Below are 22,975 nucleotides of genomic sequence, written 5' to 3'. Positions count from 1 at the left end.
CCGCCGGTGCGTCCCCCGCCTCCCCGATCCCCAGCGCCCGCCCGGTCCCGGCGTCCGCGACACCGTGCACCGCGCCGGACGCGGCGAGCAGCAGGCGCGTCCCGCCGTCGCCGCCGCCGGTGTCGACCGGCCCGGTCCGCAGTGGCCCCGGGCCGGTCCCCGGCAGTACCACGGCGTCGAGACCCGGCCCGGCGTCGTCGGCACCGGCCAGGCGCACCCGCACCGCACCGGGCGCGACCGGCTCCTCGATGCCCGCGACGAGTGCGCGCCGTCCCTCGCGCCAGGTCCCGCACAGCACCGGGGGCACCTCGGTGACCTCGGCCCGCGCGGCGGGCCAGGCCTCGGCGCCGGGCACCCGCGTCTGCCCGACGTCGTCGACCAGCCCGGGCGGCAGCGTCGCCGGTTCGGCCTGCCCGGTCCGGGAGCGGACGGCGTCGGCGAGGGTGACCGGGATCCGGGCGAGCCCGTCGTCGACCACCAGGAAGTACGTCGATCCTGCCCCGAGCGACTGGCTGCGCACGACGTCCCCGTTCCGCCCCAGCCCCGCGACGGGTGTCGGTCCGGGGGCGGGGACCCGCAGCGGCGCGCCCTCCGGGATCGCGGAGAGCAGACCGTCACCGACCCGGCGGACGGGCGCGCCGAGCAGGCCGAGCCCGTCGAGGGCGTTCCGGTCGGACGGGTCGATCCGGTGCCGGGCGCCGTCGTGGACCAGGTAGGTGGCGCCGCCCTCGGCGGTCAGCAGGGCCACCGGTTCCGGCCCGGCCGGGACGGGTCCGAGCGACCCCGCGAGCACCGTCGTGGTCCCGGCGCCGGAGCCCTCGCCGCGGGTGTCGCAGACCGCCCACGCGGGTGGGACCGGGACCCCGTCGAGCGGGACGCCGACGGTGCCGGGGACGGCCGCCGGCGCGGTGCGCGGCGCGGCGGCCAGGGCGTCGTCGGGCACCGGGACGGGCACGGCGGTGGCACCGTCGTCGCGACCGTGCGCGGCGAGAACCAGCCGTCCCGCGACGGGGTCGGGCACCGGCACGAGCAGCGCGGACCGGTCGGGGTCGCGGACCACGGCGTAGAGCACGCCGCTGCGCTGCCCCTGCACCAGCGCCCGGGAGCGCCAGTCGGTGGCCGGGTCGACCCGGGCCAGCAGCGCCGCCACCCCGAGCGCGAGCAGCCCGACCAGCACTCCGGCGAACACGGCGCGCCGCTGCGAGCGGATCTGCTCGTGCAGCGGCACCGGGTCCGCCCGCACCAGCGCGGCCTCCATCCGGCGCACACCGAACCGGTGGGCGTCGACCTGGTCGCGGGTCGCCGGGGCGCGCTGCACGCGCGCGGGGGCGGGATCGGTGCGCACCGCCCGGACGGTAGGACGGCCGCGACCCCGGCGGAGCCGGTCCGCGGTCACTGCGTAGAAGTACGCCACCTGACCGATCGGTCCAGTTCGTTGCCACCCTCACTCTGTTGCCCATAATGTGCCGTTGCGTGATCACCCTCCGGAACATCGTCGTCCCGTTGGTGGCCGCCGCCCTCGTGGCCGGCTGCTCCGCGCCCACCGCCGCCCCGGGCGAGGCGGGCCCGGCCGGGGACGGCACCACCATGACCCTCGCCGACGGCTACGAGCCCGACGACCTCAACCCGCTGCTCGGCTACGGGGCGGAGGGCGCGAGCAAGTTCTACGACGGTCTCTACGCCCGCGACGCGCAGCGCACCCTGCAGCCCGCGCTCGCCTCCGGCCCGGCGACCTCGTCACCGGACCGCCTGTCATGGACGGTGCCGCTGCGCCCCGGCGTCACCTTCCACGACGGGTCGGCCTTCGGGCCCGAGGACGTCGTCGCCACCTACGCCGCGATCATCGACCCGGCCCGCGCCGCGACGATCCGGTCGAGCGTGCCGATGCTCGCCGGGGTCGAGGCCGTCGGCGACGACGCCGTGCGGTTCCGGCTGTCCTACCCCTACGGCGCGTTCCCGGCCCGGCTCACCTCCGGGATCCTGCCGTCGGAGGCCCTCGAGGGCGGCGGCCCCGTCTCCGACCTGCCGGTGAACACCCGGGCCGTCGGCACCGGCCCGTACCGGCTCGCCGAGTGGCGGCGCGGCGACACGATGGTCATGGAGTCGAACCCCGGGTACTGGGGCGGTGCACCCTCGGTGACGCGGGTGACCGTCGTGTTCGCCACCGACGACAACACCCGTGCCCAGCGCACCGCCGCCGGTGAGTTCGACGGGACCGTGCTGCCGCCGGCACTGGCCCGCGCGGTCGCGCAGCAGAGCGGGCTGGCGCTGCGCGAGCACGCCAGCGCCGACTACCGCACCGTCGCGCTGCCGTTCGCGAACCCGGTCACCGCGGACCCGGCGATCCGCGCGGCGCTCAACCGCTCGGTGAACCGCCAGGGCATGATCGACGCGTTCCTCGCGGGGCAGGGGGAACCGGCCCACCACCCGATCCCGGGCGTGCTGCCCGAGCAGGTCGAGCCCTCCGCGACGTTCACCTTCGACCCCGCGGAGGCGGGCCGGATCCTGGAGCGGGCCGGCTGGGTCCCCGGGCCCGACGGGGTGCGCGTCCGCGGCGGGCAGGCCGCGCGCTTCACGCTGATGTACCCGGCCACCGACACCGTGCGCCGCGACCTGGCCCAGGCGTTCGCCTCCGACGTGCGCGCAGCCGGGATCGACGTCCGGCTGGAGGGCCTCGGCTGGGAGGCGATCGAGCCGCGGATGGGCGCCGACGCGCTCGTGCTCGGCGGCGGCGACCCGTTCGACCCGGGGTTCAAGGCGTGGCAGCTGCTGCACTCGTCGAACGCCGCCGACGGGTTCAACAACCCCGGCTCCTACCGCAACGCGGCCGTCGACGCGGCGCTGGACACCGCACTGCGGGCGCCCGACGAGGCCGCCCGCACCGCGGCGGTGAAGGAGTTCCAGCGGGCCTACGTCGCCGACCCCGGCATGGTCTTCCTGGCCTTCCTCGGCCACAGCTACGTCACCCGCGACGCCTGGGACGGCTACACCCCCGTCGTCGAGCCGCACACCCACGGCACCACCTGGGGCCCGTGGTGGAACCTGCAGGACTGGACGCCCCGCTCGTGACGGCCGTGCTCCCGGGCCGGCACCGCGGCCGCGCGGTGGCCCGGCTGGCCGGGCTGCGGCTGCTGCTCGGCGTCCCGACGGTGCTGCTGGTCGCGGTCGGGGTGTTCCTGCTGGCGGCGGCGTCGCCGTTCCGGCCGGTGTACCAGTACTTCGGGGTCGGGATCTTCTCCGCGAGCGACGCCGACATCGCCGCCGCCGAACGTTCGCTCGGGCTGGACGCGAGCGTGGGCGAACAGCTCCTCCGGTGGCTGGGCGGGCTGCTGACCGGCGACCTCGGGCAGAGCCTCTCGATGCGGCAGCCGGTGGCCCAGGTGGTCGCCGAGCGGCTCCCGTGGACGTTGCTGCTGGTCACCCTGGCCCTGCTCGTGTCGCTGGTGCTGGCCCTGGCCGCCGGGACCGTCGCGGCGTGGCGACAGGGCGGCTGGTTCGACCGGGCCGTCACCGCGGTCGGGCACACCCTGGAGGGGCTGCCGCCGTTCGTGCTGGCCCTGGGTGCGATCGCGGTGTTCGCCGTGGCCTGGCCCGTGCTGCCGGTCGCCGGGCTCACCGATGCCGGCGCCGCACCCACGTTCGGCCAGGTGAGCAGGCACCTGGTGCTGCCGGCGCTGGTGCTGGGGGTCTCCCAGACGCCGTGGCTGGTGCTGCACGTGCGGGCCTCGCTGCTGGCCTCCCTCGACGACGACCACGTCGCCGGCGCCCGGGCCCGCGGGCTGCCCGAGCGTCTCGTCGTGCTGCGCCACGCCCTGCCGACCGCGCTGCTGCCGTTCGTGACGGTGCTGGGCAACCGGCTGCCGGAGCTCGTCACCGGCGCCGTGCTGGTGGAGACGGTGTTCTCCTGGCCGGGGATCGCGGCGGCCGTGGTCACCGCGGCGCTGGCCGTGGACTTCCCGCTGCTCGCCGCGCTGACCCTCCTCTCGGCGGTGGCGGTGCTGGCCGGGTCGCTCGTCGCCGACCTGACCGTGCTGCTGCTGGACCCGCGGGTGGACGCCGATGTCTGAGACCGCCGTCGCCCCCCGCCCGTGGCTCCAGGCCGGCCGGCCGCGCCCCGGCTCGCCCCGCGGCCGTCGCCGGTCCGGGCGGGCCCGGCTGGTCGCCGGCGCCGGCGGGCTGGTCCTGCTCGTCGCGGCTGCGGTAGGAGTGCCGTGGCTCGGCGGGCTCGACGAGGGCGCCGTGGACTACACCGCGATCCGGCTGCCGCCCTCGCCCGCGCACCCGTTCGGCACCGACTCCGTGGGCCGTGACGTGCTGCTGCGCAGCTTCGCCGGGCTGGGGGTGTCGCTGCAGGTCGCCGCGGCCTGCGCCGTGCTCTCGACGGTGATCGGCACCCTGTTCGGGGCGCTGTCCGGGCTGTTCGGCGGCTGGTGGGACCGGATCGCGATGCGCCTGGTCGACGCCGTCAACGCCGTCCCGCACCTGCTGCTCGGCATCGTGATCGTCGCGCTCTACCGGGGCAGCGTGCTCGCGGTGATCGCCTCGATCGGGCTGACCCACTGGACGACGGTGGCCCGCGTCGTGCGCGCGGAGATCCTGACCCTGCGCACCCGCCCGTTCGTCGACGCCGCGATCTCCGGCGGCGCGTCCCGGCGCCGGGTCCTGCGCCGGCACCTGCTGCCCGCGGTCGCCCCGCAGGCGGTGCTCTCGGCGGTGCTGATCCTGCCGCACGCGGTGTGGCACGAGACCGCACTGAGCTTCCTCGGCCTCGGCCTGCCACCACACCTGGCGAGCCTGGGCACCATCCTCGGCGAGGGGAGACAGGCCGTGCTGCTCGGCTCCTGGTGGATCGTGGTGTTCCCGAGCGTGCTGCTGGCCGCGACGACGCTGTGCGTCGCCGGCATCGCGGCCTGGTGGCGGGACCGCACACTCCCGCGCCGACGGTCGGAGCAGGCGCTGTGACCGGGCCCGGTACACCCGCACCCGGCACGGTGCTCGCGGTGCGCGGCCTCGACGTCGCCTTCCGGGTCGGGCGCGGGCGTCGCGCCCGCACGGTCCGCGCGGTCACCGAGGCCGACCTGGACCTGCGTGCCGGGCGGCTGACCGCGCTCGTCGGGGAGTCCGGCTGTGGCAAGTCGGTGCTCACCGAGGCCCTGACCGGGCTGCTGCCGGGCACCGCATCGGTCCGCGGGTCGGCCGTGCTGACCCCGCCGGAGCAGTCCACCCGACGCGACCCGGTGGAGCTGCTGACCGCCCCCGAGGGGACCCTGCGCGACCGGGTCCGCGGACGGCTGGTCGGGCTGGTCCCCCAGTCCGCCGCCACCCACTTCACCCCCACCCGCACCGTCGGCGCCCAGCTGCGCGAGACCCTGACCCGGCTCGGCGCGACGGCCACCGTCGCCGACCTGCTCGACCGCGCCGCGCTGCCTCGCCACGTCGCCGCGCTGCACCCGCACGAGCTGTCCGGCGGGCAGGCCCAGCGCGCCGGGCTCGCCGCCGCGCTCGCCGGGGACCCACCGGTGCTGCTCGCCGACGAGCCGACCGCCGGACTCGACCGGCCGCTGGTCGACCACGTCACGACGCTGCTGGCCGGGCTGGCCGCGGAGGGTCGCGCCGTCCTGCTGATCACCCACGACCTGCGCGCCGCCCGCGCCGTCGCCGACGACGTCGCCGTCATGTACGCCTCGCGGCTGGTCGAGACCGGCCCCGCCGACGACGTGTTCGCGGCCCCCTGGCACCCCTACACCGCCGGCCTGCTCGGTGCGCTGCCCGACGCCGGGTTCACCCCGGTGCCCGGGCACCCGCCGGAGCTGTCCGCGCTGCCCGACGGCTGCGCGTTCGCCCCACGCTGCCCGGTCACCGGCGACTGCTCCGGCGACCCCGCCCCGGTCCGCCGGGGTGGGCGGAGCGTGTCCTGCCATCCGCCGACCGCCCCCGCGCTCCCCGCGGCGGCCCGGTCCGGGGCGGGGTCGCGGTGAGCCTGCGCGCGGAGGGGGTGCGGGCCGGGTGGCGGGCCGGGCACGCCGTCGTCGACGGCGTGGACCTGGCCGTGGAACGGGGTTCGGTGCTCGGGCTGGCCGGCCCGTCGGGGTGCGGGAAGTCGACGCTGACCCGGGTGCTGGCGCTGCTGCACGCACCGTGGTCGGGCCGGGTGACCGTCGACGACGAGCCGGTCCGCCGGTTCCGCTTCGACGCGCCCGCGCCACTGCGCCGCCGGATCGGGGTGGTGTTCCAGTCCCCGCGGGCCTCGACCGACCCGCGGCTGACCTGCGAGGAGATCGTGGCCGAGCCGCTGCGCGCCGCCCGGGCGTCCGGGGTCACCGCCCGCGTCGACGAGGTGTGCGCGCAGGTCGGGCTGACCGCCGAGCTGCGCGGACGCCGGCCGCACGAGGTGTCCGACGGCCAGCTCCAGCGGGCCTGCCTGGCCCGTGCGCTCGCGCCCCGGCCGGACTACCTGCTGTGCGACGAGATGACCGCGATGCTCGACGCGTCGAGCACCGCGGCCCTGGTCTCGGTCGTCGCCGCCGAGGTCGACGGCCGCGGGCTCGGCGTCCTCGCCGTCAGCCACGACGAGGCGCTGCTCGCGGCGTGGGCCGGGCGGGTGCTGCGGCCGTGGAGCTGAGTCAGGCCTCGCGGACCGGACGGCGCAGCTGCTCGGCCAGGGCGCCGTCGTCGCCGAAGAGGGTGTCGCGCCAGCGCTGCTCCAGTGCCCGGGTGTCGTGCCGGTCGGGGTGGAAGCGCGGGTGCCCGAAGACGGGCATCCGGCCCAGCACGCGGCGCAGGAACTGGCCGCGCCCGAACAGCAGCCGGTAGCCCTCGCGCAGGTCCCGCGGCCGCCGCCAGACGCCCTGCTGCACGAGCAGGTACGCCCACCCGAACACGACCGCGGGCAGCACGGTGGCGACCACCAGCGGGGCGGCGCGGCCGCGCTCGGGGCCGTCGGTGCCGATGAGCTCGTAGACGTCCCAGGTCACGGACTTGTGCTCGAGCTCCTCGAGCGCGTGCCAGTGCCACAGCTCGCGGATGTCGGCGTGCACGCGCCCGGCGAACTCGTCGCTGTCGAGGATGTCCTCGGCCATCACCGCGGTGAAGTGCTCCATCAGCGCGGTGCAGGCGAGCTGCTGCCGCGGCGAGGTGCGGTCGAGGACCTTCAGCGCGAGCGCGACCGCGGACTCCGGTACGTGCACCGGGAAACCGCGGGAACGGAACGCCTCGTTGAGCCGGTCGTGCTCGCGGCTGTGGATGACCTCCTGCGCCGTGAACCCGGCGACCCGGGCGCGCAGCTCCGGGTCGGTCACCCGGTCCCGGAAGTGGATCACCGAGCGGACGAAGAAGTCCTCCCCCGGCGGGAAGATCGCCGAGAGCATCGCGAGGAACAGCGTCGCGGTCGCGTTGTCGGCGTAGGCCCAGCGGACCATCTGCTCGGGCAGCCGGAAGTCCAGGTGCCGCGGCGGGATGCCGACGTCGCCGCCGGTCAGCCTGCGGGGGCGTGGGCCGGACCCGGTGTCGGTCGCCGTCTCGGTCACGGTCGGTCCTCCGGTCGTCGTCGACGGTCGGGCCGCATCCGTGACAGAAAGTATCCCGTACAGTGCGTACCCCTTATCGCCGAATCATCGGTGGCACCGGGCGCGGTGTCAACCGGGCGCGGGATGATGGCCGGGTGAACGGATCCGTGACCCCCGGCGACGGCCGCGCCCGTCGCTGGGCCGGGCAGCGGGCGGCCCGGCGGGCCGAGGTCGTCGAGGCCGCGATGGCCGCGATCGCCGAGCACGGACCGGAGGCCACGACCGAGCAGATCGCCGGTCGCGCCGGTGTGCCCCGGCCCGCGCTGTACCGGCACTTCGACGGCCTGGAGGACCTGCAGGGCGCGATCGCCGAGGCCGCGCTGGGGCTCTACTCCGAGGCGCTCGCGCCGGTGTGGAGCCCGCGCGGGACGCCGCGGGAGATGCTCGTCGCCGCCATCGCCGCGCACGTGCGGTGGCTCGCCGCGCACACCGAGCTCTACCGGTACGTGCTGCGCGCCGCCGGGGTCACGACGGCCGTCACCGACATCCGGCACCGCATCGCCGACCGGATGACCGGCCTGTTGACCGGTGGCTACCCCGGGCTGCCCGCGACCGTCGCGGCGCCGCTGGCCGCCGGCGCGGTCGGACTGGTCGACGGCGCGACCGAGCGCTGGCTCTCCTCGGCCGACCCGCTCCCGCTCGACGAGCTCGCCGAGCACCTGGCCCGGTGGGTCTGGTCGGTACTCGACGTGGCGCTGCGCGAGGTCGCGATCGAGCTCGACCCGGACGTCCCGCTCACGGCGGGCTGAGCGCTACTCCGCGACGCCGATGTCCTCGTTCCACAGGTCGGGGCGCTCGGCGACGAACGCGGTCATCATGTCCACGCAGCGCGCGTCGTCGAGCACCTGCACGCGCACCCCGTGCTCGGCCAGCCAGTCGTGCCCGCCGTGGAAGGTCCGGGCCTCCCCCACGAGCACCGCGCCGATCCCGAACTGACGGATCAGCCCCGAGCAGTACCAGCAGGGCGAGAGCGTGGTGACCATCGTCGTGGACCGGTAGTCGCGGCGGCGGCCCGCGTCGCGGAACGCCGCGGTCTCGCCGTGCACCGTCGGGTCGCCGTCCTGCACCCGACGGTTGTGGCCGCGCCCGAGGACCTCCCCGTCCGGTCCGACGAGTGCGGCGCCGATCGGGATGCCGCCCGAGGCCAGCCCGGCCCGGGCCTGCTCCACCGCGACGTCCAGCCAGCTCGGATCCATGCGCGCGAACCTATACCGAGATCGCGTCCAGGCGTTCGCGCAGGAACGGCGCGGACACCACCGGCTCCAGCGCCGTCCGGCCGAGCGGCGGGGCCAGCGGCGTGACGACGGCGTCGTGGTCCAGCTCGAAGAAGAACACCAGCGACACCAGGTCCTCGGCCGGGGCGTGGGCCTGCGGCGGCAGCACCCGGTGCCGCCCGGCCCGCCAGCGGTGTCCGGTCCAGTGCGCGAGCAGGTCGCCGACGTTCACCGTCAGCGCCCCCGGGGTGTACGGCGCGTCGGTCCAGCCGTGCCCCTCGACGTCGACCTGCAGCCCGCCCGCCCCCGGCTCGCGGTCGAGCAGGGTGACGGTGCCGAAGTCGGTGTGCGGGCCGATCCGGAACTGCCCGGGCAGCGGGGCCCCGGTCTCGGTCATCGGCGGGTAGCGGTTGATGTTGAACGTCCACGTCGGGTGCGTCGCGAGGTCGCGCAGCGTCGACGGCTCCTGCCCGAGCGCCCCCGCGCACAGCTCCAGCAGCGCGCCCGCGACACGGGTCATCGCCGTGCAGTAGGCGGTCACCGCCTCCCGCAGCGCCGGGACCTGCGCCGGCCAGACGTTCGGCGGGAACCACACCGCGTCGGTCTCCGCGTCACCGGTCGGCGCGAACGGCCCCGCCGCGAAGGACTCCTTGAGGTCCGGCGGGGAGTCACCGCCCTCCACACGGTCGTTGGCCTCGACGCCGGGCGGCAGCCACCCCCGCCCGCCGACTCCGACCGCGTAGCCGCGCTTGACCGCCTCGGGCAGCGCGAAGAAGTCCCGTGCGGCGGCCCGTACCGCCCAGGCCGCGTCGTCCGGCACCCCGTGCCCGACGACCTGCAGGAACCCGGCCCGCTGCAACGCGGTGTCCACCGCGGCCGGGTCCGGTGCGGCCAGGTCCACGGTCGGGATGAGCGCGTTCACCGGGTACCCCCGGGCGTCCCGACGGCGGTGCGGCGCACCAGCAGCGCGTAGAGCCCGGCCGAGAGCAGCAGCCCGACCAGGAAGGTCACGTCACCGATCCCGGGCAGCAGGCGCGGCACCAGCCCGGTGAACAGCTCCTGGTTGGCGAACAGCAGCACCGACACGACGATGCCGGCGACGAGGGCGACCGGGCCCGCGTGGTTGCAGTGGGTGCGGTCGTAGAGCAGACCGGGGTCGGTCGGGCGCAGCCACTGGTCGGTGAGCACCACCCCGAGCCACGGCCCGACCCAGTACACGACGACGAGCAGGAACGCCTCGTACCCGGCCGCGGCGTCGCCGAGGGCGACCAGCGCGATCACGAACCCGACCGCGCCGAAGGCCACCGCGACGACGGCCCGCGCCCGCGCCAGCGGCACGTCGATGCCGAGCGCGAGGAACGCCATCGCCCCGGAGTACACGTTCAGGACGTTCGCCGCGACCGCCCCCACCGCGATGGCGACCAGGGTCAGCACGGCCAGCCACCCGGGCAGCAGGCCGGTGTAGTTCGCCACCGGGTTGTCCGAGTCGAGCCCGGCCGCCGTCGCCGCACCGACCGACGCCGCACCGACCGTCATGAGCACCGTGGTGGACAGGAACAGGCCGCCGCCCGCGGCGAGGCCGGTGGCCCGCGCCGACACCGAGCGGGGCAGGTAGCGGGAGTAGTCCGCGGCGTAGGGGCTCCAGCCCGCCGAGTACCCGACGACGGCACCGACGGTCAGCAGGAACCCGCCGACCCCGCCCACCCCGTCCGGCGACGCGGCCGCCCCCGGGTCGGACGCGGCGAGCACCAGCACCGCCCCGGCCCCGAGCACGACCGCGAGCAGCGGGAAGGCGAGCCGCTCGAACGCCTGCACCAGGTTGTGCCCGAAGAACGCGACGGCGACCTGGACGACGACCACCGCCACCAGCCACGCGACCGTCCCGCCGCCGGTGATCGCCGACAGGGCGAAGGCGGCGCTGACGCTGTTCACCGCGAACCAGCCGAAACCCGAGGTGATCGTCATCAACGCGGCGGGCAGTGCGTTGCCGCGGTGGCCGAACGCGAGCCGCCCGAGCACCATCTGCGGCACTCCGGCGGCCGGTCCGCGGGCGGACAGGATCCCGTGGGCGAGCGCGGCGAGCAGGTTCCCGACGACGATCGCCGCGACCGCCGCGGGCACCGACTGCCCGAACGCCGTCACCGACAGCACGCCGACGAAGATCGTCGCGAACTCCAGGTTCGGCGAGGTCCACGTCCAGAACAGCTGGCGGGGTCTGCCGTGCCGCTCGGAGTCCGGCACGGGCTCGGTGGAGCCGGGCTCGACGGCGACGATGCGGTCGCCGTACCCGCGGTCCGCGGCCGCGCCGACGGTGTTCTCGGTGGTCACCGCGCCACTGTGACCCGCGGACCGCCCGGGACGGAACCTCGGTAACCGACTGTTGACACGGGTTGCTCCGTCCGGCCCGTAGTCCTGCGGATTCCGCGGCCGGGCCCGGTCCGCCACGATCGTCGGCATGCGGACGAACCTGAACGTGGCCCTGCAGGCCGGCGCCCTCCTGGCCTTCGCGGCCCTGCGGTTCACCGCGCCGGGGTGGTTCCTGATCATCCTGATCGTCACCCTGGTCGGACCGGCCCTCCTGACGGTCCCGACGGTGCTGTCGCTGACCGTGCTGCGACGCCGGGTGCTCGGCCCGGCGGTGACCGCCCCGTTCGTCGCCTGCGCCGGGTTCCTGCTCGCCGGCGGGCTGCTGATGCCCGACTTCGGCGACACCGCGGACTCGGTGCGCGCCCCGCTGACGGTGCTGCTGGAGTCGGCCGGGCTGCCCGCCGGGCCGACCGAGCCGCTGTACGTCCTCGGCTCGCTGGCCCTCGCCGGCTGGTCGGTGTCACTGGTCTGGCTGGGCGTGGCCCTGGCGCTCGACGCCCGCCGGACGCACCGGGTCCCCGGGCCGCCGCACCCGGCCTGGGTGCGGCCGGTCTCCTGAGGCCGCTCGCGCCGTCCGCGAGGTCCCCGTCCGCGCCGTCCGGACCGGTCACACCGGGGCCGGTCCCGGCCCCACCCGGCCGGCCGCGTCCGGCCGGCCCCGGCGGGGTCTGCTCAGCCCTCGCCCGGTACCCGGATCCGCCGGGTCCGCTCGGCGCGGGCGGCGAGCTCGTCGTCGGCGGGGTAGTCGACGCCGGTCAGCGACAGGCCGTGCGGCGGCGCGACGGTCACCTCGGAGGCGCGCAGCTCGCGGCGCAGCAGTCCCGCGGGCCAGTCGGCGGGCCTGCGCCCACGGCCGACCTCGAACACCGCGCCGACCAGGCTGCGGACCATCGAGTGGCAGAACGCGTCCGCGGAGACCGCCGCGACCAGCACGTCCGGCTCGCCCGGCGCGGGCGACCAGTCGAAGCGCTGCAGCGCGCGTACGGTCGTCGCGCCCTCGCGGCGCTTGCAGAACGCGGCGAAGTCGTGCTCGCCCAGCAGCAGTGCCGAGGCGGCGTTCATCGGCTCCGGGTCCAGCGGGTACGGCCAGGCGACGGTCTCCCGCGCCCGCAGCGGCTCGGCCCCGAACGGGGCCGTGGTGACCCGGTAGCGGTAGTGCCTGCGCAGCGCGGAGAAGCGGGCGTCGAAGGCGTCGGGGACCCGCCCGAGACCGTGCACCCGCACGTCGGGTGGGAGCAGCCGGTTCAACCGCCGCAGCAGGCCGTCGATCTGCGGTGCGAGCGTCTCCGGGAGGTCGACGTGGCAGACCTGGCCGGACGCGTGCACCCCGGCGTCGGTGCGCCCGGCGACGGTGAGCCGCAGCGGGGTGCGCAGCACGGTCGACAGGGCCTCGGTGAGCACGCCCTGCACGGTGCGCCGGGTCGGCTGCTGGGCCCATCCGGAGAAGTCGGTGCCGTCGTAGGCGACGTCGAGCCGCAGCCGGACGGTCCCGGCCCCCGGATCGGGGGCACCGGAAACGCCGACGAGCCCGCCGTCGGTGACGGCGGGCTCGTCGGTGTGGTGCGCTCGGCTCAGGAGCCGGACTCCTTCTTCGAGTCCTCGGCGGCGTCGGCAGCCTCCTCGGCGGCCTCCTCCGCGGCGGCGGCGGCGGCGTCGACGGCCTTGTCGGCGGCCTCGGAACCCGGGGCCACCTCCTCGGCCTCGACCGCGGCGTCGACCGCCTTCTCGGCGGCCTCCTGGGCCTCGTCGGCGGCGGTGACCTCGGCCTCGGTGGCCTCGGTCGACTCGACCGTGGTCTCCTCGTCCGACGACGCGGCGGCCGGGGCGGAGGCCGCGGCCTGCGACGCGGCCGAACGACGGGCACGGTTGGCCTCGTCGGTCACCGTCTTCTGCTGGACCAGCTCGATGACCGCCATCGGGGCGTTGTCGCCCTTGCGCGGCATCGTCTTGGTGATCCGGGTGTAGCCACCGTTGCGGTCCGCGAAGAACGGGCCGATCTCGGTGACGAGGCGGTGCACGACCGACTTGTCGCGGATCACCTTCATGATCTCGCGCCGGTTGTGCAGGTCGCCGGCCTTGGCCTTGGTGATCAGCCGCTCCGCGTACGGACGCAGCCGCCGGGCCTTGGCCTCGGTGGTGGTGATCCGGCCGTGTTCGAACAGCGAGGTCGCCAGGTTGGCCAGGATCAGCCGCTGGTGCGCGGGCGACCCGCCGAGGCGGGCACCCTTGGTGGGCTGGGGCATGGCTACAACTGCTCCGTTTCTGCGTAGTCCTGACCGTCGTCACCGAAGGTGTCCGGGTCGAACCCGCTCCCACCGTCGACGCCGTAGTCGCTCGCCGCCGCCGACGGGTCGAACCCGGGCGGGCTGTCCTTGAGGGCCAGGCCGAGACCGACGAGCTTCATCTTGACCTCGTCGATCGACTTGGCGCCGAAGTTGCGGATGTCGAGCAGGTCCGCCTCGCTGCGGCCGACGAGCTCGCCGACCGTGTGGATGCCCTCGCGCTTGAGGCAGTTGTAGGACCGGACCGTGAGGTCCAGCTCCTCGATCGGCATCGCGAAGGCCGCGATGGTGTCCGCCTCCTGCGGGGAGGGGCCGATCTCGATGCCCTCGGCGTCCACGTTCAGCTCGCGGGCCAGGCCGAACAGCTCGACCAGGGTCTTGCCGGCCGAGGCCAGCGCGTCCCGCGGGGTGATGGACGGCTTCGACTCGACGTCGAGGATGAGCTTGTCGAAGTCGGTGCGCTGCTCGACTCGCGTGGCCTCGACCTTGTAGGTCACCTTCAGCACCGGCGAGTAGATCGAGTCGACCGGGATACGGCCGATCTCGGCACCGGTGGCCTTGTTCTGCATCGCCGGGACGTACCCGCGACCGCGCTCGACGACGAGCTCGACCTCGAGCCGGCCCTTGTCGTTGAGCGAGGCGATGTGCAGGTCCGGGTTGTGCACGGTGACACCGGCGGGCGGGACGATGTCCCCCGCGGTGACCGCACCCGGGCCCTGCTTGCGCAGGTACATCGTCACCGGCTCGTCCTCCTCGGAGCTCACGACGAGCTCCTTGAGGTTGAGGATGATGTCGGTGACGTCCTCCTTGACCCCCGGCACGGTGGTGAACTCGTGCAGGACGCCGTCGATCCGGATGGACGTGACGGCGGCACCGGGGATCGACGACAGCAGCGTCCGGCGCAGGGAGTTACCGAGGGTGTAGCCGAAGCCCGGCTCCAGCGGCTCGATGACGAACCGCGACCGGGTCTCGGTGACGACGTCCTCGGCCAGTGAGGGTCGCTGAGAGATCAGCATGGGTGTGTGCCTCCTTCGCACCTGCGACAACCGCTATTTGATGTCGCAGTGGGAACCGTCGCCCCTCCCTGCGGGGCGACGGCGTGTCGAGCTACTTCGAGTAGAACTCGACGATGAGCTGCTCGGTGACCTGGGTGTCGATCTGAGCGCGCTCGGGCAGCTGGTGGACCAGGATCCGCAGGGTCGACGGGACGACCTGCAGCCACGCCGGGACCGGGCGGTCGCCCTGGGTCTCCTTGGCGATGACGAACGGGTCGGTGTTCCGCGACTTGTCCTTGACGTCGATGATGTCGTAGCGCGACACCCGGTAGCTGGGGATGTCGACCTTCTTCCCGTTGACCAGGAAGTGGCCGTGGTTCACCAGCTGACGGGCCATGCGCCGGGTGCGGGCGAGGCCCGCGCGGTACACGACGTTGTCGAGGCGCGACTCGAGGATCTGCAGCAGCTCGTCGCCGGTCTTGCCCTCGCGACGGTGCGCCTCCTCGTAGTAGGCGCGGAGCTGCTTCTCCTGCAGGCCGTAGCCGAAGCGGGCCTTCTGCTTCTCCTGCAGCTGCAGGAGGTACTCGGTCTCCTTGATCCGGATCCGGCCGTGCTGGCCGGGCGGGTAGGGACGACGCTCGAACGCCTGGTCGCCGCCGACGAGGTCGGTCTTCAGTCGGCGGGACTTGCGGGTCATGGGGCCGGTGTAGCGAGCCATGGTGGTTCTCCCTTCCCCTAGACCCGGCGCCGCTTGGGCGGACGGCAGCCGTTGTGCGGCTGCGGGGTCACGTCGGAGATCGTGCCGACCTCGAGGCCGGCCGCCTGCAGCGAACGGATCGCCGTCTCACGTCCGGAGCCGGGGCCCTTGACGAAGACGTCGCACTTCTTCATGCCGTGGTCCATCGCCTTGCGGGCGGCGTTCTCGGCGGCGAGCTGCGCGGCGAACGGCGTCGACTTCCGGGAGCCCTTCAGGCCGACGTGCCCGGACGAGGCCCAGGCGATGACGGCACCGGTCGGGTCGGTGATCGACACGATCGTGTTGTTGAACGTGGACTTGATGTGGGCGTGACCGTGCGCGACGTTCTTCTTCTCGCGACGGCGGACCTTCTTGGGTCCGGCACCCTGACGTGCGCGGGGCGGCATTACTTCTTACCTGCCTTCTTCTTACCGGCGACGGTCTTCTTCGGACCCTTGCGGCCGCGCGCGTTGGTCTTCGTGCGCTGGCCGCGGACCGGAAGGCCGCGACGGTGACGGATGCCCTGGTACGAACCGATCTCGATCTTCCGGCGGATGTCCGCCTGGATCTCACGGCGCAGGTCACCCTCGACCTGCAGGTTCGCCTCGATGTACTCGCGGAGCTTGCTGACGTCCTCGTCGGTCAGGTCCTTCGACCGGAGGTCGGGGCTCAGCGCGGTGGCCTCGAGGATCTCCTTGGACCGGGTACGTCCGACCCCGAAGATGTAGGTGAGCGCGATCTCCAACCGCTTTTCGCGGGGGAGGTCGACGCCGGCAACACGTGCCATGCGGCGTGGTCTCCTTGTTGTCGTCCCAGGTCTTCCCGATGCCCGTCCCGTTCCGCCGCTGAGCTGAACGGGCCCCGGCCTGGTTCCGGGGGTACTACCGGGCCCGTGTGGCCCGGCAGGTGCATCGGGGGCTTCTGCTGCGCGATCAGAGGATCGCGACCGGTACCGCTCTGCTCAGCCCTGGCGCTGCTTGTGGCGCAGGTTCGAGCAGATCACGATGATCCGGCCGTGACGGCGGATCACCTGGCACTTGTCGCAGATCTTCTTGACGCTCGGCTTGACCTTCACGTCGTCTGCCTCTGTGTGTCGTTCTTGTGGGTCTCGCGACCGACCGTGGTGGAGCTGGTCGTCACTTGTAGCGGTAGACGATGCGGCCGCGGCTGAGGTCGTAGGGCGACAGCTCGACGACCACCCGGTCCTCCGGAAGGATCCGGATGTAGTGCTGGCGCATCTTCCCGCTGATGTGCGCGAGTACCCGGTGGCCGTTCTCCAGCTCCACCCGGAACATCGCGTTCGGCAGGGGTTCGACGACCCGGCCCTCGACCTCGATCGCCCCGTCCTTCTTGGCCATGTCCTCCGCTATCCGTGACAGGTGTCGGTTGCCCCGGTCGACAGCGGTGCCGACGACCGGTTCGGCGCGCGCGGACGGAGCCGGACCGGGAACACTGTGGGATACACGGAGCACACGGAGCGGACGTCACAGGACGCGCCGATGGACCAGTGTACGGAGGCCGTGCGAGGCCGGTGCAGGCGGGGGTGACGGGCGTGGTAGACGCCCGGCAGACCGACGGTAACGGACCGACCCGGTCACGGACCAGTACCCGCGCGGAGCGCGTCGGGTACCGGTGGCGCGGGGCTCAGGCTCCGGGGCGGTCCGGTGCGCCGGCGGGCGCGGTCAGCAGCCACGGCCCGTCCTCGGTGACGGCGACGGTGTGCTCCCAGTGCACGGCCCGGCCGCCCGCCGCGGTGACGACCGTCCAGCCGTCCTCGAGCTCCAGGGTGTCCGGGTCCCCCGCGACGAGCATCGGCTCGACGGCCAGGGCCATGCCCGGGCGCAGCCGCGGCCCCTTGCCCGGCTCGCCGTGGTTGGGCAGGAACGGGTCCATGTGCATCGACGTGCCGATGCCGTGGCCACCGTACTCGGCGACGATCCCGTAGTCGGCGCGGTCGGCCAGCGCCGCGGACCGGCACGCCTCCTGGATGGCGTACGAGACGTCGGTCAGCCGGGCCCCGTCGCGGACGGCGAGGATCCCCGCCTCCATCGCGCCGCGGCAGGCCGCGGACAGGGCGAGGTCCTCCGGCGACACGTCCCCGACGGCGATGGTCACCGCGGAGTCGCCGTGCCAGCCGTCGACGATCGCACCGCAGTCCACCGAGATCAGGTCTCCCTCGGCGAGCACCTGCTTCGGCGACGGGATGCCGTGCACGATCTGCTCGTTCACCGAGGCGCAGATGCTCGCCGGGAAACCGTGGTAACCGAGGAACGAGGGGACACCGTCGCCGTCGCGGATCGTCTGCTCGGCGAGCGCATCGAGCTCGGCCGTGCTGACACCGGGCTTCGCGTGCTCGGTGACCGCGGCCAGCGTGGCCGCGACCAACGCACCCGCCACCCGCATCGCCTCGAGCTGACCGTGGGTCTTGAGCTCGATGTCCCGACCCCGGTAGCGGGCGATGGCCCCGCGGATACCGCCGCGACCGTTCATGTGTCCGTCCCTCGGTTCCCCGCCGTGGCGCCGGTGGTGCCGGCGCCGACCGGGTCTCAGCCGTTGCGGTTGTGCAGCGCCGAGAAGACCCGGTCGGTGATCTCGTCGATCTCGCCGACGGCGTCGATCGTGACCAGCCGGTCACGGTAGTGGTCCAGCAGCGGAGCGGTCTCCTCGCGGTAGACCCGCTGCCGGTTGCGGATGGTGTCCTCGTTGTCGTCGCTGCGGCCGCGGCCGAGCAGCCGCTGCACGACGACCTCGTCGTCGACGTCGAACTGGACGACGGCGTCGAGTTCCAGGCCCTTGTCGGACAGGATCTCCGACAGGGAGCCCGCCTGGGCCACGTTGCGCGGGAAGCCGTCGAGGATGAAACCGCTCGCCGTGTCGGCGTCGCCGAGCCGGTCGCGCACCATCGCGACGGTCACCTCGTCGGGGACGAGGTCCCCGGCGTCCATGTAGCGCTTCGCCTCGCGACCGAGCTCGGTCTCGTCACGCAGGTTCGCCCGGAACAGATCCCCGGTCGAGATGTGCGGGACGTCGAGCCGCTTGGCCATCTGCTCAGCCTGGGTCCCCTTGCCGGCACCGGGCGGTCCCACCAGAACGAGTCGCACGAGACCCGACCTCCTGAAGTCTTGTCGTCCATGGTGCCGGCGTCCTCGCCGGCACACGATGCCCGAGGCACCACGATCGGGGCCGGGGCCCCGCACCGGGTTCCCGCTCGGCCACGTTCCGGCGAGCCTAACGCAGGAAACCCTCGTAGTTCCGCTGCATGAGCTGGCTCTCGATCTGCTTCAGGGTGTCGAGGCCCACGGTGACCATGATCAGCACGGCCGTGCCGCCGAACGGGAAGTTCTGGTTCTGGCCGCTGCCGGTGATCCCGAGGAAGAAGTTCGGGAGCACCGCGATGAGGCCCAGGTACAGCGATCCCGGCAGCGTGATGCGGCTGAGCACGAAGTTCAGGTACTCCGCGGTGGGCCGGCCCGGGCGGATGCCCGGGATGAATCCGCCGTACTTCTTCATGTCCTCGGCGCGCTCGTCGGGGTTGAACGTGATGCCGACGTAGAAGTACGTGAAGAAGATGATCAGTGCTACGTACAACACGATGTGCACGGGATTGGACTGATCGACGAGATAGGTCTGCACGAACTGCTGGAACCAGCCGCCGTCGTTCCCGGCGAGCCGGGCGACCAGGTCGGGCAGGTAGAGCAGCGAGCTACCGAAGATCACCGGCACGACACCGGCCTGGTTGACCTTGAGCGGCAGGTAGGTCGAGGTGCCGCCGTACATCCGGCGGCCGACCATGCGCTTGGCGTACTGCACCGGGATCCGGCGCTGGCCGTTCTCCACGAACACGACGCTGGCGATGATCGCGAGACCGAAGACGCAGACGCCGGCGAAGACCAGGCCGCCGGAGTTCTCCAGGATCAGCCGGCCCTCGGCGGGGATGCGGTGCGCGATGGAGGCGAAGATCAGCAGCGACATGCCGTTGCCGATGCCGCGCTCGGTGACCTGCTCGCCCAGCCACATCACCAGCGTGGTCCCGGCGACCATGACGATCACGATGACGATCAGCGTGAAGACCGACGAGTCCGGGATGATCGGGAGCGCGCAGCCCTGGAACAGCTGACCGCGCTCGGCCAGCGCCACGAAGCCGGTGGCCTGCAGCACCGCGATGCCGATCGTCAGGTACCGCGTGTACTGCGTGAGCTTGGCCTGGCCGGACTGGCCTTCCTTCTTCAACTGCTCGAACCGCGGGATGACGACCTGCAGCAGCTGCACGATGATGCTCGCGGTGATGTAGGGCATGATGCCCAGCGCGAAGATCGACAGCTGGAGCAGTGCCCCACCGGAGAACAGGTTGATCAGGGAGTAGACGCTGGCGTTGTCGCCGCCCTCGACCTGACGGACACATTCCTGGATGTTGGGGTACGACACCCCCGGCGAGGGGATGTTCGCCCCGAGCCGGTACACCGCCACGATCGCCAGCGTGAAGAGGATCTTCTTGCGGAGATCCGGCGTGGTCAGGGCCGCCCGGACTGCGCTGAGCACTCGGTGATCCTCCTACGACGTCGGCGGCCCGACACCGCCTGCGCCGGCCCCTGAGGGGTCGGCCGGGTTGGTCGACGCGCGTTCCGCGCCTCGCGGGACACCCGGGCCGGTGTGTACCGGCGGGGGCTGCGCGCCTCGAGGCGCGCCAGGTAATCGGTGGACACTCGGTCCGGAAGTGACTGTAACAGCGGCCCGGAAACGCCTCGGCGCCGCCCACGGGCCCGGTCCACCTGGGGTGGAGCGGGCGCCACGGACGGCGCCGGGGGACGTGCGGTGGGGCCTACAGCTCGGAGACCGAGCCGCCGGCCGCCGAGATCTTCTCGCGCGCGGACGCGGAGAACTTGTGGGCCTTCACGGTCAGGGCGACGCCCGAGAGCTCGCCCTCGCCGAGGACCTTCACGAGCTGGTTCTTGCGAACCGCGCCCGCCTCGACCAGCTCGGCCGGACCGATCTCGCCACCCTTCGGGAACAGGGTGGCCAGCTCGCCGACGTTCACGACCTGGTACTCGACCTTGAAGCGGTTCTTGAAGCCCTTGAGCTTCGGGAGCCGCATGTGCAGCGGCATCTGCCCGCCCTCGAAGCGCGGGGACACCGTCTTGCGGGCCTTGGTGCCCTTGGTACCGCGACCGGCGGTCTTGCCCTTGGAGCCCTCACCGCGACCCACACGGGTCCGCGCCTTCTTCGAGCCCGGGGCCGGCCGCAGGTCGTGGAGCTTGATGACGGAGTTCTCGTTCTCGCTCACGACTGCACCTCCTCCACGGTCACGAGGTGGCGCACGGTGTGGACGTAACCGCGGGTCTGCGGGTCCGCCTCACGCACCACCGACTGCCGGATCTTGCGCAGGCCGAGCGAGCGCAGCGTGTCGCGCTGGTTCTGCTTGCAGCCGATCCGGCTCTTCACCTGGGTGATCTTCCACGTGGCCATGTCGCTCACACCTTCGCCGCGTCGGCCTCGGCGCGCTGGCGCATCATGCTCGCCGGGGCGACGTCCTCCAGCGGCAGGCCGCGGCGGGCCGCGACCTCCTCCGGACGCTGCACCGACTTCAGCGCCGCCACCGTGGCGTGCACGATGTTGATGGCGTTGTCGGAGCCGAGGGACTTGGACAGGATGTCCGAGATCCCCGCGCACTCCAGCACCGCGCGGACCGGGCCGCCGGCGATGACACCGGTACCCGGGGAGGCCGGGCGCAGCATGACGACGCCGGCGGCGGCCTCACCCTGCACGCGGTGCACGATCGTGCCGCCAATGCGGGGGACGCGGAAGAAGTTCTTCTTCGCCTCCTCCACGCCCTTGGCGATCGCGGCCGGCACCTCCTTGGCCTTGCCGTAGCCGACACCCACCAGGCCGTCACCGTCGCCGACGATCATCAGCGCGGTGAAGCTGAACCGGCGGCCGCCCTTGACGACCTTGGCCACGCGGTTGATCGTGACCAGCCGCTCGATGTACGGGGTCTTGTCCTGGGCCGCCCCGCCACGGCCACCGTCCCGGCGGTCCCGGTTGTTGCGGTTGTCGTTCCCACCGCTGCCGCCCGGGGCTCCGCCGTCACGCCGCGTACGTCCCGGCATCAGACAGTCCCTTCGATCTTCTCGGTCTGGTTCATCAGAACTCCAGGCCTCCCTCGCGGGCGGCGTCGGCCAGGGCCGCGATGCGCCCGTGGTAGGCCAGCCCGCCGCGGTCGAACACGACCGTGGAGATGCCCGCCTCCTTGGCCCGGGCGGCGATGAGCTCGCCGACCTTGGCCGCCTTGGCCTTCTTGTCGCCCTCGACGCCACGCACCTCGGCGTCCAGCGAGGACGCGAAGGCCAGCGTGTGGCCCGCCAGGTCGTCGATCAGCTGGACGGTGATGTGCCGCGATGAGCGGTTGACCGCCAGCCGCGGACGCACCGGCGTCCCGGAGATCTTCTTCCGGAGCCGGGCGTGCCGGCGGATGCGCGAGTCGCGGCGCTTGCGCGCCACCTGGGACGCCATCCGGCGGCGGGCGGAACCCGACACCGTCTCGTTCGTCTCGGCCATCACTTACCCGTCTTTCCGACCTTGCGGCGGACCTGCTCGCCGGCGTACCGCACACCCTTGCCCTTGTACGGGTCGGGGCGGCGCAGCTTCCGGATGTTGGCAGCGGTCTCGCCGACCAGCTGCTTGTCGATGCCGGAGACCGAGAACCGGGTCGGCGACTCGACCGCGAAGGTGATGCCCTCCGCCGGCTCGATGACGACCGGGTGCGAGTAGCCCAGGGCGAACTCGAGGTTCTGCCCCTTCAGCTGCACGCGGTAACCCACGCCGTGGATCTCCAGCTTCTTCTCGTAGCCGGCGCTGACGCCGACCACGATGTTGTTGACGAGGGAGCGGGTCAGGCCGTGGTAGGCCCGGGTCTCGCGCTCCTCGTTCGGCCGCTTCACCAGCACCGTGCCGTCGTCATCGCGCTCGATCGTGATCGGCTCGACGGCGGTGTGCGACAGGGTGCCCTTGGGGCCCTTCGCGGTGACCGTGCGGCCGTCGATGGTGATCTCCACGCCGGACGGGACGGTGATGGGCAGCTTTCCGATGCGTGACATCGTTCGTTACCCCTCTCTCACCAGACGTAGGCGAGGACTTCCCCGCCCACGCCGCTCCGGTAGGCCTGCTGGTCGGTCATCAGACCCTGAGAGGTCGAGATGATCGCGATGCCGAGGCCACCCAGGACCCGCGGCAGGTTCGTCGACTTCGCGTACACACGCAGACCGGGCTTGGACACCCGGCGCAGACCGGCGACGCTGCGCTCACGGTTGCGGCCGTACTTCAGCTCGACGACCAGGGACTTGCCGACCTCGGCGTCCTCGGTGTGGTGTGCCGCGATGTAGCCCTCCTTCTGAAGGATCTCCGCAATGGCGACCTTCAGCTTCGAGTGGGGCATCACGACGCGGTCGTGGTAGGCCGAGTTCGCGTTCCGCAGACGGGTCAACATGTCTGCGATCGGATCGGTCATCGTCATGGTGTCTGTCTCTTTCCCGCCGTGGTTCCTCGTACCGGCGCGGTGCCCCTGTGCGGGGCACCGCACCGGTGCGGGCCTGCGGCGATCGGATCCGCTGCCCCGCGGACGCGGGGCGGTCGGATCACCAGCTGGACTTGCTCACACCCGGCAGCTCGCCGGCGTGCGCCATGTCTCGCAGGCACACGCGGCAGAGGCCGAACTTGCGGAACACGGCACGCGGCCGGCCGCACTTGTTGCAGCGGGTGTAACCCCGCACGGCGAACTTCGGCTTCGCGTTCGCCTTGTTGATGAGCGCCTTCTTCGCCATTC

The 22,975-nt window shown here is 73.3% G+C and carries 30 protein-coding genes; 7 read left to right on the top strand and 23 right to left on the bottom strand.

What is annotated here, in order from left to right; translation table 11 throughout:
* Positions 1-1,345, bottom strand: a 1,345-nt coding sequence (eccB, locus tag NH602_RS01045) for a type VII secretion protein EccB (protein WP_253066739.1), incomplete at its 3' end; no start/stop codon positions are given.
* Positions 1,346-1,473: 128 nt separating this feature from the next.
* On the opposite strand from eccB, the gene NH602_RS01040 reads away from it, so the two are divergent.
* The 5 genes from NH602_RS01040 to NH602_RS01020 are packed head-to-tail and all read left to right on the top strand — an operon-like array spanning position 1,474 to position 6,622.
* Positions 1,474-3,069: an ABC transporter substrate-binding protein gene (locus NH602_RS01040; RefSeq protein WP_253066738.1), complete on the top strand. Its 1,596-nt coding sequence runs from the start codon at positions 1,474-1,476 to the stop codon at positions 3,067-3,069.
* On the top strand, positions 3,066-4,067 hold the full coding sequence (locus NH602_RS01035; RefSeq protein WP_062397797.1) for an ABC transporter permease: 1,002 nt from the start codon (positions 3,066-3,068) through the stop codon (positions 4,065-4,067). The genes NH602_RS01040 and NH602_RS01035 overlap by 4 nt, the downstream gene beginning before the upstream one ends.
* The gene (locus tag NH602_RS01030; RefSeq protein WP_253066737.1) at positions 4,060-4,962 is read left to right on the top strand and encodes an ABC transporter permease; all 903 of its coding nucleotides are present in this window, start codon (positions 4,060-4,062) and stop codon (positions 4,960-4,962) included. The genes NH602_RS01035 and NH602_RS01030 overlap by 8 nt, the downstream gene beginning before the upstream one ends.
* A complete protein-coding gene (locus NH602_RS01025) occupies positions 4,959-5,978 on the top strand; it encodes an oligopeptide/dipeptide ABC transporter ATP-binding protein (RefSeq protein WP_253066736.1) in 1,020 nt (339 codons plus the stop codon). The genes NH602_RS01030 and NH602_RS01025 overlap by 4 nt, the downstream gene beginning before the upstream one ends.
* Complete coding sequence (locus NH602_RS01020; protein ID WP_251784403.1) at positions 5,975-6,622, top strand: ABC transporter ATP-binding protein; 648 nt, start codon at positions 5,975-5,977, stop codon at positions 6,620-6,622. The genes NH602_RS01025 and NH602_RS01020 overlap by 4 nt, the downstream gene beginning before the upstream one ends.
* Position 6,623: 1 nt before the next feature.
* Here NH602_RS01020 and NH602_RS01015 read toward each other — a convergent pair whose 3' ends face one another.
* Positions 6,624-7,526: a metal-dependent hydrolase gene (locus NH602_RS01015; protein ID WP_253066735.1), complete on the bottom strand. Its 903-nt coding sequence runs from the start codon at positions 7,524-7,526 to the stop codon at positions 6,624-6,626.
* A 134-nt stretch (positions 7,527-7,660) separates the two neighbouring features.
* Between NH602_RS01015 and NH602_RS01010 the strand changes: the two genes are divergently transcribed.
* The gene (locus tag NH602_RS01010) at positions 7,661-8,314 is read left to right on the top strand and encodes a TetR/AcrR family transcriptional regulator (RefSeq protein ID WP_226369637.1); all 654 of its coding nucleotides are present in this window, start codon (positions 7,661-7,663) and stop codon (positions 8,312-8,314) included.
* Between the two features lie 3 nt (positions 8,315-8,317).
* On the opposite strand, the gene NH602_RS01005 is transcribed toward NH602_RS01010, so the two are convergent.
* Genes NH602_RS01005 through NH602_RS00995 form a run of 3 tightly spaced genes read right to left on the bottom strand, consistent with a single transcriptional unit; the run spans position 8,318 to position 11,107 of the window.
* The gene (locus tag NH602_RS01005) at positions 8,318-8,761 is read right to left on the bottom strand and encodes a nucleoside deaminase (protein WP_060710562.1); all 444 of its coding nucleotides are present in this window, start codon (positions 8,759-8,761) and stop codon (positions 8,318-8,320) included.
* Positions 8,762-8,771: 10 nt separating this feature from the next.
* Positions 8,772-9,701, bottom strand: coding sequence for an isopenicillin N synthase family oxygenase (locus tag NH602_RS31715; RefSeq protein WP_062397804.1), 930 nt, complete (start codon positions 9,699-9,701; stop codon positions 8,772-8,774).
* A complete protein-coding gene (locus NH602_RS00995) occupies positions 9,698-11,107 on the bottom strand; it encodes a cytosine permease (RefSeq protein WP_253066734.1) in 1,410 nt (469 codons plus the stop codon). The genes NH602_RS31715 and NH602_RS00995 overlap by 4 nt, the downstream gene beginning before the upstream one ends.
* 127 nt (positions 11,108-11,234) lie before the next feature.
* Between NH602_RS00995 and NH602_RS00990 the strand changes: the two genes are divergently transcribed.
* Positions 11,235-11,705, top strand: coding sequence for a hypothetical protein (locus NH602_RS00990; protein WP_251784408.1), 471 nt, complete (start codon positions 11,235-11,237; stop codon positions 11,703-11,705).
* Between the two features lie 113 nt (positions 11,706-11,818).
* On the opposite strand, the gene truA is transcribed toward NH602_RS00990, so the two are convergent.
* From truA to NH602_RS00900, 18 genes are all read right to left on the bottom strand, one after another.
* A complete protein-coding gene (gene truA / locus NH602_RS00985; protein WP_253066740.1) occupies positions 11,819-12,625 on the bottom strand; it encodes a tRNA pseudouridine(38-40) synthase TruA in 807 nt (268 codons plus the stop codon).
* A gap of 92 nt (positions 12,626-12,717) precedes the next feature.
* The gene (gene rplQ / locus NH602_RS00980) at positions 12,718-13,389 is read right to left on the bottom strand and encodes a 50S ribosomal protein L17 (RefSeq protein WP_253066733.1); all 672 of its coding nucleotides are present in this window, start codon (positions 13,387-13,389) and stop codon (positions 12,718-12,720) included.
* A gap of 2 nt (positions 13,390-13,391) precedes the next feature.
* On the bottom strand, positions 13,392-14,444 hold the full coding sequence (locus NH602_RS00975) for a DNA-directed RNA polymerase subunit alpha (RefSeq protein ID WP_062397812.1): 1,053 nt from the start codon (positions 14,442-14,444) through the stop codon (positions 13,392-13,394).
* A 91-nt stretch (positions 14,445-14,535) separates the two neighbouring features.
* A complete protein-coding gene (gene rpsD / locus NH602_RS00970) occupies positions 14,536-15,141 on the bottom strand; it encodes a 30S ribosomal protein S4 (protein ID WP_060710555.1) in 606 nt (201 codons plus the stop codon).
* A gap of 17 nt (positions 15,142-15,158) precedes the next feature.
* On the bottom strand, positions 15,159-15,566 hold the full coding sequence (gene rpsK / locus NH602_RS00965) for a 30S ribosomal protein S11 (protein WP_020622915.1): 408 nt from the start codon (positions 15,564-15,566) through the stop codon (positions 15,159-15,161).
* The gene (gene rpsM / locus NH602_RS00960) at positions 15,566-15,946 is read right to left on the bottom strand and encodes a 30S ribosomal protein S13 (protein WP_020622916.1); all 381 of its coding nucleotides are present in this window, start codon (positions 15,944-15,946) and stop codon (positions 15,566-15,568) included. The genes rpsK and rpsM overlap by 1 nt, the downstream gene beginning before the upstream one ends.
* Positions 15,947-16,120: 174 nt before the next feature.
* Positions 16,121-16,234 carry a 50S ribosomal protein L36 gene (gene rpmJ / locus NH602_RS00955; RefSeq protein WP_020622917.1) on the bottom strand — a complete coding sequence of 38 codons (114 nt, stop codon included), beginning with the start codon at positions 16,232-16,234 and terminating at the stop codon, positions 16,121-16,123.
* A 61-nt stretch (positions 16,235-16,295) separates the two neighbouring features.
* The gene (gene infA / locus NH602_RS00950; protein ID WP_010228514.1) at positions 16,296-16,517 is read right to left on the bottom strand and encodes a translation initiation factor IF-1; all 222 of its coding nucleotides are present in this window, start codon (positions 16,515-16,517) and stop codon (positions 16,296-16,298) included.
* A gap of 286 nt (positions 16,518-16,803) precedes the next feature.
* On the bottom strand, positions 16,804-17,649 hold the full coding sequence (gene map / locus NH602_RS00945; RefSeq protein ID WP_062397816.1) for a type I methionyl aminopeptidase: 846 nt from the start codon (positions 17,647-17,649) through the stop codon (positions 16,804-16,806).
* Between the two features lie 56 nt (positions 17,650-17,705).
* A complete protein-coding gene (locus NH602_RS00940; RefSeq protein ID WP_251784410.1) occupies positions 17,706-18,260 on the bottom strand; it encodes an adenylate kinase in 555 nt (184 codons plus the stop codon).
* Between the two features lie 127 nt (positions 18,261-18,387).
* Positions 18,388-19,698 (bottom strand): preprotein translocase subunit SecY, encoded by a 1,311-nt coding sequence (gene secY / locus NH602_RS00935; protein ID WP_073576464.1) that lies wholly within the window; start codon positions 19,696-19,698, stop codon positions 18,388-18,390.
* A gap of 280 nt (positions 19,699-19,978) precedes the next feature.
* Positions 19,979-20,440: a 50S ribosomal protein L15 gene (gene rplO, locus NH602_RS00930; RefSeq protein WP_208622979.1), complete on the bottom strand. Its 462-nt coding sequence runs from the start codon at positions 20,438-20,440 to the stop codon at positions 19,979-19,981.
* Positions 20,437-20,622, bottom strand: coding sequence for a 50S ribosomal protein L30 (gene rpmD, locus NH602_RS00925; RefSeq protein ID WP_062403786.1), 186 nt, complete (start codon positions 20,620-20,622; stop codon positions 20,437-20,439). The genes rplO and rpmD overlap by 4 nt, the downstream gene beginning before the upstream one ends.
* A 5-nt stretch (positions 20,623-20,627) precedes the next feature.
* Positions 20,628-21,263, bottom strand: coding sequence for a 30S ribosomal protein S5 (gene rpsE, locus NH602_RS00920; RefSeq protein ID WP_062397823.1), 636 nt, complete (start codon positions 21,261-21,263; stop codon positions 20,628-20,630).
* A 34-nt stretch (positions 21,264-21,297) separates the two neighbouring features.
* The gene (gene rplR, locus NH602_RS00915) at positions 21,298-21,711 is read right to left on the bottom strand and encodes a 50S ribosomal protein L18 (protein ID WP_280118285.1); all 414 of its coding nucleotides are present in this window, start codon (positions 21,709-21,711) and stop codon (positions 21,298-21,300) included.
* On the bottom strand, positions 21,711-22,250 hold the full coding sequence (rplF, locus tag NH602_RS00910) for a 50S ribosomal protein L6 (RefSeq protein WP_062397827.1): 540 nt from the start codon (positions 22,248-22,250) through the stop codon (positions 21,711-21,713). The genes rplR and rplF overlap by 1 nt, the downstream gene beginning before the upstream one ends.
* A 17-nt stretch (positions 22,251-22,267) precedes the next feature.
* Positions 22,268-22,666 carry a 30S ribosomal protein S8 gene (gene rpsH / locus NH602_RS00905; protein WP_062397829.1) on the bottom strand — a complete coding sequence of 133 codons (399 nt, stop codon included), beginning with the start codon at positions 22,664-22,666 and terminating at the stop codon, positions 22,268-22,270.
* A gap of 121 nt (positions 22,667-22,787) precedes the next feature.
* The gene (locus NH602_RS00900) at positions 22,788-22,973 is read right to left on the bottom strand and encodes a type Z 30S ribosomal protein S14 (protein WP_020622927.1); all 186 of its coding nucleotides are present in this window, start codon (positions 22,971-22,973) and stop codon (positions 22,788-22,790) included.
* Positions 22,974-22,975: the final 2 nt, after the last annotated feature.

It is taken from the genome of Pseudonocardia sp. McavD-2-B (assembly GCF_024124365.1).
Taxonomy (GTDB): domain Bacteria; phylum Actinomycetota; class Actinomycetes; order Mycobacteriales; family Pseudonocardiaceae; genus Pseudonocardia; species Pseudonocardia alni.
This window is presented reverse-complemented; position numbering and strand designations above follow the sequence as displayed.

Bases quoted from the DNA above. Each gene is read 5' to 3' on its own strand.
- NH602_RS01030 (WP_253066737.1), top strand. From the start codon at position 4,060: ATGTCTGAGACCGCCGTCGCCCCCCGCCCGTGGCTCCAGGCCGGCCGG.
- NH602_RS01005 (WP_060710562.1), bottom strand. From the start codon at position 8,761: ATGGATCCGAGCTGGCTGGACGTCGCGGTGGAGCAGGCCCGGGCCGGG.
- NH602_RS00990 (WP_251784408.1), top strand. From the start codon at position 11,235: ATGCGGACGAACCTGAACGTGGCCCTGCAGGCCGGCGCCCTCCTGGCC.
- rplQ (WP_253066733.1), bottom strand. From the start codon at position 13,389: ATGCCCCAGCCCACCAAGGGTGCCCGCCTCGGCGGGTCGCCCGCGCAC.
- NH602_RS00975 (WP_062397812.1), bottom strand. From the start codon at position 14,444: ATGCTGATCTCTCAGCGACCCTCACTGGCCGAGGACGTCGTCACCGAG.
- rpsD (WP_060710555.1), bottom strand. From the start codon at position 15,141: ATGGCTCGCTACACCGGCCCCATGACCCGCAAGTCCCGCCGACTGAAG.
- rpsK (WP_020622915.1), bottom strand. From the start codon at position 15,566: ATGCCGCCCCGCGCACGTCAGGGTGCCGGACCCAAGAAGGTCCGCCGT.
- rpsM (WP_020622916.1), bottom strand. From the start codon at position 15,946: ATGGCACGTGTTGCCGGCGTCGACCTCCCCCGCGAAAAGCGGTTGGAG.
- infA (WP_010228514.1), bottom strand. From the start codon at position 16,517: ATGGCCAAGAAGGACGGGGCGATCGAGGTCGAGGGCCGGGTCGTCGAA.
- map (WP_062397816.1), bottom strand. From the start codon at position 17,649: ATGAACGGTCGCGGCGGTATCCGCGGGGCCATCGCCCGCTACCGGGGT.
- rpmD (WP_062403786.1), bottom strand. From the start codon at position 20,622: ATGGCCACGTGGAAGATCACCCAGGTGAAGAGCCGGATCGGCTGCAAG.
- rpsE (WP_062397823.1), bottom strand. From the start codon at position 21,263: ATGCCGGGACGTACGCGGCGTGACGGCGGAGCCCCGGGCGGCAGCGGT.
- rplR (WP_280118285.1), bottom strand. From the start codon at position 21,711: ATGGCCGAGACGAACGAGACGGTGTCGGGTTCCGCCCGCCGCCGGATG.
- rplF (WP_062397827.1), bottom strand. From the start codon at position 22,250: ATGTCACGCATCGGAAAGCTGCCCATCACCGTCCCGTCCGGCGTGGAG.
- rpsH (WP_062397829.1), bottom strand. From the start codon at position 22,666: ATGACGATGACCGATCCGATCGCAGACATGTTGACCCGTCTGCGGAAC.
- NH602_RS00900 (WP_020622927.1), bottom strand. From the start codon at position 22,973: ATGGCGAAGAAGGCGCTCATCAACAAGGCGAACGCGAAGCCGAAGTTC.